Source organism: Bradyrhizobium sp. (assembly GCF_035570375.1).
Lineage (GTDB): Bacteria > Pseudomonadota > Alphaproteobacteria > Rhizobiales > Xanthobacteraceae > Bradyrhizobium.
Genome location: NZ_DATMLW010000156.1, coordinates 1 through 7,574, shown reverse-complemented (window position 1 = coordinate 7,574; position 7,574 = coordinate 1). Strand labels below are relative to the sequence as shown.

The window sequence follows — 7,574 nt, the reverse complement described above, 5'->3', positions numbered from 1 at the left end:
ATGCTCAAGCAGGTCATCGAGGAGCGCTGGTACGAGGCGCGCGGCGTGGTTGGCCTCTGGCCGGCCAACGCCGACGGCGACGACATCGTGATCTGGACCGACGAAACCCGCACCGCCGAGCGTGCGCGTCTCTTCACGCTGCGCCAGCAGATGTCCAAGGCCGAGGGCCGGCCCAACCTGGCGCTGGCCGACTTCATCGCCCCGATCGGCGGCCCGCTCGACTACATCGGCGGCTTCGCGGTCACCGCCGGGCACGGCGAGACGGCGGTCGCGGAGCGCTTCAAGGCGGCGGGCGACGACTACAACGCCATCCTCTCCACCTCGCTGGCCGACCGCCTGGCCGAGGCGTTCGCCGAGGCGCTGCACCACCGCGTGCGCACCGAGCTGTGGGGCTACGCGCCGGACGAGGGGTTCGACCTCGAGGCGCTGCTGGGCGAGAAGTACCGCGGCATCCGCCCCGCGCCCGGCTATCCGGCGCAGCCCGACCACACCGAGAAGGCGACGCTGTTCACGCTGCTCGATGCCGAGAAGACGGCCGGCGTGAAACTCACCGAAAGCTTTGCGATGTGGCCGGGCTCTTCCGTGTCCGGGCTTTATTTCAGCCATCCCGAGAGCTTCTATTTCGGTGTCGGCAAGATCGAGCGCGACCAGGTCGAGGACTATGCCGCGCGCAAGGGTTTTAGCGTGCAGGAGGCCGAACGCTGGCTCGCGCCTGTCTTGAACTATATCCCGGCTCAGGACCAATCGGCGCAGGAGCGCTCCTTGCGGGAAGCGATGCCGAAGGAGCCGGCACTCTCCGCCGCACCGGCCAACGACATCGAGATAAAGGAACTGCGCTCGCATCCGCCCGGCTGCACCTGCGCGGTGCATCTGCGCTGGCGCAGACAAGCGGTGAGCGCGGGGTGATACGTAAGCCCTGAACGCATTCCTTACCCTCCCCTGGAGGGGGAGGGTCGATTGCGAATGAAATGAGCAATCGGGGTGGGGTGATACTCGTTGGATGCGCCACCCCACCCCGTCACGCATTTCGCTTCGCTTATGCGTGCCGACCCTCCCCCTCGAGGGGAGGGTGAAGAAGCTGCTCATACCCAGAGTTTCATTTTCAAACAGCCCGACGTCATTGCGCGGAGCGAAAGCGACGAAGCAGTCCAGGGCCAGAGCAAATAAACTGGATTGCTTCGCTTGCGCTCGTATTGACGTCTATTGCGCACGCCTCCGCATTCCCGCGGCACGATGGTGCCCGAGCTCTGCCAGACTTCACGCCCGAAAACAGAGGGCGCAGGGAATGCCGGATGCGAGGTGCGCACCCGCAGCCTCGCGTGCGAAAAATAAAAGCACACGAGCATAGTCACCACAGGTACACCGGCCCAACCCGGCATTCCCCGCGCAATGGTTTTAACGGCTTATTCCGTGCTCTCCCTGGTGAGCCGGGCTTTGTTGCCACCATCGCCTGAGAGATCATCGCCTCAACAGGCTTGACACCAGCGTCGGGGTGTCAGGACCACACGACTTCGCCGTCCGCTTGCAGCATCGTTCGTCGTCTCGATGCTGCCGCGTCCACCGCATCCCGCACCCAACGTTCGTGACGATCGCGAAGCGCCCCTCTTTGCAGAGCGCGGGACGTCGCGATTCGTGAAGTGTTTCGGGAGCATCGCACAAGCGCTGTCGCCTGCGACAGATTGGCACGACGGGCAAATCAGGGTGCGCACGAAAAACCATGTCAAGTGAAGAGCAATTGCTTGCGGCTTACGTGTCCCGGACGCGGTGCGCATTGTGCCGGGCGCCACCAGACCGCGCTGATGCCGTCATTCCGGGGCGCGAGTGTAACGAGCGAACCCGGAATCCATGGCGCCGCAGGAATACTTGGAAAAAATGGATTGCGGGCCTGCGCCTCACGGCGCATCCCGGAATGACGAACACTGGATCGCTTCGCCCGCAATGACGGTGTCCATTTTCCTAATCGGAACGATTCGTTCTTTGCATCGCAACTTAGGACGTGGATGGCCGGGACAAGCCCGGCCATGACGAAATTCAGCATTGTTATTTGGACGGGGCGGTGAAGAATCGTCAATCTCCGCTCGGCGGAATCAGCGGCTGCACGATTTCCTTGAAAGTCGCCAACGCCTCGCAACGCGCCGCATGGGCGCCAAGCGCCGGATAGCGCGCAGGCCCGAACAGTTGCCGATGTGCCTCGGCCGTAAATCGCAGCACGCAGGCGACCGCGACGTCGGCGTGGCTGATCTTCTCGCCGAACCAGTAGGGTGAAGCGACCTTGGCGCGCGCCTTTTCCAGCACGTCCAGCACGGCGACGATCTGCGTCTCGCAACGCTCAACCCAGATTTTCGATTGCTGGTTCTTGCGCAGCACGCGCTCGTAGAGGAGGCTGACCGCCTTGTCGGCAAGGCCGGTCGCAAGCGCGCAAATTTTCAAGCATTGCCGACGCTGCGGCCCGGTGCGCGCGATCATTGCCTTGTCCGCGCCGATGATCTCATCGAGATAATCGAGGATCGCCGTGCTCTCGATCAATGCTTCGCCATCGTCCAGAACCAGCGTCGGCACCCTGCGCAGCGGATTGAAGGCCGCGATCTCATCACCTTGGCCGAAGGTCGACCACGGACGGTGCTCGAAGCCAAGGCCATAGAGCCGCATCGCGATTGCGACACGGCGGACGAACGGGGAATCATATTGGCCGATGAGGATCATTGAAGCCTTATTGTCATGCCGGTTCCCCTCTCCCCTTGCTGGAGAAGGTGCCGAGCTAAGCGAGGTGGGTGAGGGGTCTCGCTCGCGGGAGGTAAAACCCCTCACCCGGCTCGCATCTTACAATGCTCGCCGCCCTCTCCCGCAAGGGGAGAGGGCAAGAAAAACGCGGCGCCTCCCTCGCCTTCACCTTTATCTCCAATGCGTTTGGCTAGAGCAGTTGCTATCTTCAGACCTTGTCGTGGATGACTCGTTTGACCGAAGCGATCGCGTCTTCATCCCGCCTGTACATCGTCCACTGCTTGATCCGTTTTGCCTTCACCAGCTTCGCCGCGATCAAGACCCGCATGTGTTCGCTCAGCGTGGGCGCGCTCACGCCCAGCTTTTCCGCAATCAGAACACCGCACACGCCATCCTCCACCAGATCCCCGTCCACCTGCTCACGAAAATGCTTCTTCGGGTCGCGAAGCCAGTCCAGGATCTGAAGGCGGCGTCCGTTGGCCAGGGCGCGTAACGCAATCGCGATTTTCATTTAGCCATTTTGCTAATTATCTAATTGATGTCAAGCTCGCCTGTAGCTATGAGTATCCTATGGCTGACATCACCCCGATCACGCGTGAACGCATTGCGGAAACCGAAACAACCATCCGGCCTTACGTGCGCCGCACGCCGCTGGTGCGCCTGGGCGGCTCCGATTTCGGTCTGTCGCTGCAATCGCTGACCTTCAAGCTGGAAATGCTGCAGCATTCCGGTTCGTTCAAGGCGCGCGGCGCGTTCGCGAACCTCCTGCTGCGCAAAACGCCTGAAGTGGGCGTGGTGGCGGCTTCCGGCGGCAATCACGGCGTCGCCGTCGCCTTCGCAGCGCAACGATTGAACGTGCCTGCGACCATCTTCGTGCCTGATATCACTTCGCCTGCCAAGGCCGAGGCTATCCGCAATTATGGTGCAAACCTCGTGTTCGCAGGCTCCCGCTATGCCGACGCGCTGATCGCAAGCGAAGCGCATATCGCCAAGTCAGGCGCGATGGCGATCCACGCCTTCGATCAAGCCGAGACTCTTTTGGGACAAGGGACGGTCGGGCTCGAGCTCGAGCAGGACGCGCCCGAGATCGATACGCTCTTGGTCGCGGTCGGCGGCGGCGGATTGATCGGCGGCATCGCCGCCTGGTATGGCAGCCGAATCAAAATCGTCGCCATGGAGCCGGAGAGCGCGCCGACCTTGCATGCGGCTTTTGCCGCGGGCCACCCGGTGGATGCGCCCGCCGGCGGGATCGCCGCCGACAGTCTCGCCCCGCGCCGGGTTGGAGAGCTGATGTTTGCGATCGCGCGCAACCATGTCTCGCAAGTCACCCTTGTCACCGATGACGCTATTCGTGAGGCGCAAGCCGCGCTCTGGTCGAAACTGCGGGTGGTGGCCGAGCCCGGCGGCGCCGCGGCGTTCGCCGCGCTGCTCTCGGCGCGCTACCAGCCATCGAAGGGGGAACGCGTGGCCGTGCTGCTTTGCGGGGCCAATACAACGGCGGTGCGGTTTGAGGGTTAGATATGCCGCTGGACTGTCATACCCCGCGAATGCGGGGTATCCAGTACGCCGCAGCTTCTCGGATGATCGCTTCTGCTCTGGAATGCTGGATCACCCGCTTTCGCGGGTGATGACGGGCTGGCAGGTTACCCCTCCCCCTCGTCGCTTGCCAAAACGCCCCTCACCGCGCGCGCCCAGCCCTTTAGTTTGCGCTCGCGCGTGGCCGCGCCCATGGCCGGCTTGAAGCGGCGTTCGAGCCGCCAGTTGTCGGCGAATTTTGACGGCTCCGGATAGACGCCCGCATTCAGGCCTGCGAGATAGGCCGCCCCAAGCGCGGTGGTTTCCTGGATCACCGGACGATCGACGGGTGCGTCCAGGAGATCGGCAAGCCGCTGCATGGTCCAGTCGGAAGCGGTCATGCCGCCATCGACGCGAAGTACATTGGCCGCCTTGCCGCCCGGCCAGTCGGCGCGCATCGCCTCCCGCAGGTCGAAGGTCTGGTAGCAGACGCTTTCGAGCGCCGCATGCGCAAGCTCGGCCGGTCCCGTGTTGCGGGTGAGCCCGAACAGCGCGCCGCGCACACGCGGATTCCAGTACGGCGCACCGAGGCCGACAAAGGCCGGCACCAGATAGACCTGTTGCGTGACGTCGGATTTGTCGGCCAGCGGGCCGGTCTCGCCGGCCTGGGTGATGAGGCCGAGCCCGTCGCGCAGCCATTGCACCGCGCTTCCCGCGACAAAGATCGAGCCTTCGAGCGCGTAGGTACGCTTACCCTTGAGCTGATATGCGATGGTGGTGAGCAGCTTGTTCTTCGAGGCGACCGGTATGTCGCCGGTGTTGAGCAGCGCAAAACAGCCGGTGCCGTAAGTCGACTTGATCATGCCTGCCGAAAAACAGGCCTGCCCGATGGTTGCGGCCTGCTGGTCGCCGGCAATGCCGGAGATCGCGATCGCGCCGCCAAAAAGATCAGGCGTGCTGTCGCCGAAATGATGGGAAGAGTCCTTCACATCCGGCAGCGTCGAGCGCGGCACGCGCAGGATCTTCAAGAGATCGTCGTCCCACTGCCCGGCGTGGATGTTGAACAAGAGGGTGCGTGAGGCATTGGTGGCGTCGGTGGCGTGAACCTTGCCGCCGGTCAGACGCCACAAGAGATAGCAGTCGATGGTGCCGAACAACAATTCGCCGGCTTCCGCACGTTTGCGCGCGCCGGGGACTGAATCGAGAATCCATGCGACCTTGGTGCCGGAAAAATAGGGGTCGATGACGAGGCCGGTCTTCGCCGATATCGCGGCTTCGTGGCCTTCGCTCTTGAGCCTGGCGCAGATGTCGGCGGTGCGGCGATCCTGCCAGACAATGGCGCGATGCACGGCCTGTCCGGTGACGCGATCCCACACCACGGTGGTCTCGCGCTGGTTGGTGATGCCGATCGCGGCGATGTCCTTTGCCGCTATGCCCGCCTTCTCGAGCGCATCGCGGCAGGTGATGACGGTCGAGGTCCAGATGTCCTCCGGCTCGTGCTCCACCCAGCCGGAGGCCGGAAAATGCTGCGGGAATTCGGCTTGCGCCACCGCAGCGATCGAAATGTCGTCGCGAAACACGATCGCACGCGAGGATGTGGTGCCCTGATCGATGGCCAGCACATAGGACATGATGTTTTTCCTGGATCGCTTGCCTCACCCCACCCCGGCTAGCGTTTTCGTTTCGCTCAACGCGAGCCGACCCTTCCCCTCCAGGGGAGGGTGAAGTGGAGCGCAGTTTCGGCGCGATCGCAAGTATTCGTGCATTGAAGAAGGAGCGCACACGCGCGAGCTGCGATCACACCGCCGCGGTCGTGACGCCGCCGTCAACCACGATGGTCTGGCCGGTCATGAAGCTCGAGGCGTCCGATCCGAGATGGGCCACGGCGCCGGCGATTTCGTCGGGCTCGCCGATGCGCCGCAGCGGCGTGGTGGCGCAGCGGCGCTTCAACCTCTCTTCGTCTTCCCAGAGGGCACGGGCGAAATCGGTCTTGACAAGACCGGGCGCGACGCAATTGACCCGCACGCCTTTCGGCCCCCATTCGCCGGCGAGGCTTCGGCACAACGCAAAATCCGCCGCTTTCGAAATTCCGTAGGCGCCGATCACGGTCGAGCCGCGCATGCCCCCGATCGAGGAGATGATGACGACCGCCCCCTTGCCGCGCTCGGCCATCGGCGGAATTGCCAGCGAGCAGAGCCACAAATTGCTCTTGACGTTGGCGTGCATGATCTTGTCGAAGGCCTCATCGGTGATGTCGAGCAGCGGGCCGTAATAAGGATTGACCGCGGCGTTGCAGACCAGAATGTCGATCCGGCCGTAATGGGCCGTGGCGCCGTTGATCAGGGCCTCGACTTCCTCGCGGCGCGAAATGTTGCAGGGGATGACGTGGGCGTCGCCACCCGCCTTGCGAATACCGTGGGCGACCTCCTCGCAGGCATCGACCTTGCGGCTGGAGATCACGACTTTCGCGCCTAACCTCGCCAGAAGCTCGGCCGAAGAACGGCCGATGCCGCGGCTGGAGCCGGTGATGACGGCGACGCGGCCGGTGAGATCGAAGGGGGTAGATCGCAAGATTGATCTCCTTTGCAGTCATTCCGGGGCGCGCGACTCCGCGCGAACCCGGAATGACGGGAAATCCCTACATCAGCCCGCCGCCCGCGGTGACGCGGCGCAGGTGATAGTCGGTGTCGCCGAAACTGTTCTCGATCATGGTCAGCCGCTTGAAGTAATGGCCGATCTGGGCCTCCATGGTCATGCCGATGCCGCCATGAAGCTGGATCGATTGCTGGCCGACGAACTTTGCGGATTTGCCGATCTGCACTTTCGCGGCCGCCACGGCCGTGGCGCGCTCCTTGGCGTCATCGAAATCGCAGGCCATCGTGGCAAACATCGACATGCTGCGGGCCTGTTCGACCGCGACGAACATGTCGGCGGCGCGGTGCTGCAAGGTCTGGAAGCTGCCGATCGGCACGCCGAACTGCTTGCGCGTCTTCAGATATTCGACGGTGGCCTTCAGCGATTCATCCATCAGCCCGACGGCCTCTGCGCACAACGCGGTGCGCGCCTCATCGACCACCCGCTCGATCAGCGGCAAAGCATTTTCGGGATCGCCGATCACAGAATCCGCAGGAACCTCGACGCCGGTGAAGGTGATATCGGCGGCGTGCAGGCCGTCCTGGGTCGGATAGCCTTTTTTGGCGATGCCCTTGGCGTTGCCGGGCACCAGGAACACGCCGATGCCGCCAGCATCGCGCTGGCCGCCCTTGGTGCGCGCGGTCACCACCAGCATGTCGGCGGTTTCGCCGTTGAGCACGACGAATTTCTCGCCGTCGATGATC

Annotated in this window: 7 protein-coding genes; 2 read left to right on the top strand and 5 right to left on the bottom strand. The window is 63.5% G+C overall.

Annotation, left to right across the window (positions count from 1 at the left end):
• Positions 1-906, top strand: a 906-nt coding sequence (locus VNX23_RS16920; protein ID WP_325631849.1) for a vitamin B12 dependent-methionine synthase activation domain-containing protein, incomplete at its 5' end; no start/stop codon positions are given.
• Positions 907-2,067: 1,161 nt separating this feature from the next.
• Here the strand turns inward: VNX23_RS16920 and VNX23_RS16915 are convergent.
• Together VNX23_RS16915 and VNX23_RS16910 are read right to left on the bottom strand one after the other, a co-directional pair.
• Complete coding sequence (locus tag VNX23_RS16915) at positions 2,068-2,703, bottom strand: glutathione S-transferase family protein (protein WP_325631847.1); 636 nt, start codon at positions 2,701-2,703, stop codon at positions 2,068-2,070.
• A 226-nt stretch (positions 2,704-2,929) separates the two neighbouring features.
• On the bottom strand, positions 2,930-3,232 hold the full coding sequence (locus VNX23_RS16910) for a winged helix-turn-helix domain-containing protein (RefSeq protein ID WP_325631845.1): 303 nt from the start codon (positions 3,230-3,232) through the stop codon (positions 2,930-2,932).
• A 59-nt stretch (positions 3,233-3,291) separates the two neighbouring features.
• Here VNX23_RS16910 and VNX23_RS16905 point away from each other — a divergent pair, with 59 nt between their 5' ends.
• Positions 3,292-4,239, top strand: a complete 948-nt coding sequence (locus tag VNX23_RS16905) for a threonine/serine dehydratase (RefSeq protein WP_325631844.1) — start codon at positions 3,292-3,294, stop codon at positions 4,237-4,239.
• A gap of 125 nt (positions 4,240-4,364) precedes the next feature.
• Here VNX23_RS16905 and glpK read toward each other — a convergent pair whose 3' ends face one another.
• The 3 genes from glpK to VNX23_RS16890 form a co-directional block, all read right to left on the bottom strand.
• Entirely contained in the window at positions 4,365-5,867 is a 1,503-nt protein-coding gene (gene glpK, locus VNX23_RS16900; RefSeq protein ID WP_325631843.1) for a glycerol kinase GlpK, read from the bottom strand.
• Between the two features lie 166 nt (positions 5,868-6,033).
• Positions 6,034-6,807: an SDR family oxidoreductase gene (locus VNX23_RS16895; protein ID WP_325631841.1), complete on the bottom strand. Its 774-nt coding sequence runs from the start codon at positions 6,805-6,807 to the stop codon at positions 6,034-6,036.
• Positions 6,808-6,874: 67 nt separating this feature from the next.
• Positions 6,875-7,574, bottom strand: a 700-nt coding sequence (locus tag VNX23_RS16890; RefSeq protein WP_325631839.1) for an acyl-CoA dehydrogenase family protein, incomplete at its 5' end; no start/stop codon positions are given.

What these genes read in the sequence shown, in the direction of transcription:
- VNX23_RS16910 (WP_325631845.1), bottom strand. Translation starts at nt 3,232, where the DNA reads ATGAAAATCGCGATTGCGTTACGCGCCCTGGCCAACGGACGCCGCCTT.
- VNX23_RS16915 (WP_325631847.1), bottom strand. Translation starts at nt 2,703, where the DNA reads ATGATCCTCATCGGCCAATATGATTCCCCGTTCGTCCGCCGTGTCGCA.
- glpK (WP_325631843.1), bottom strand. Translation starts at nt 5,867, where the DNA reads ATGTCCTATGTGCTGGCCATCGATCAGGGCACCACATCCTCGCGTGCG.
- VNX23_RS16905 (WP_325631844.1), top strand. Translation starts at nt 3,292, where the DNA reads ATGGCTGACATCACCCCGATCACGCGTGAACGCATTGCGGAAACCGAA.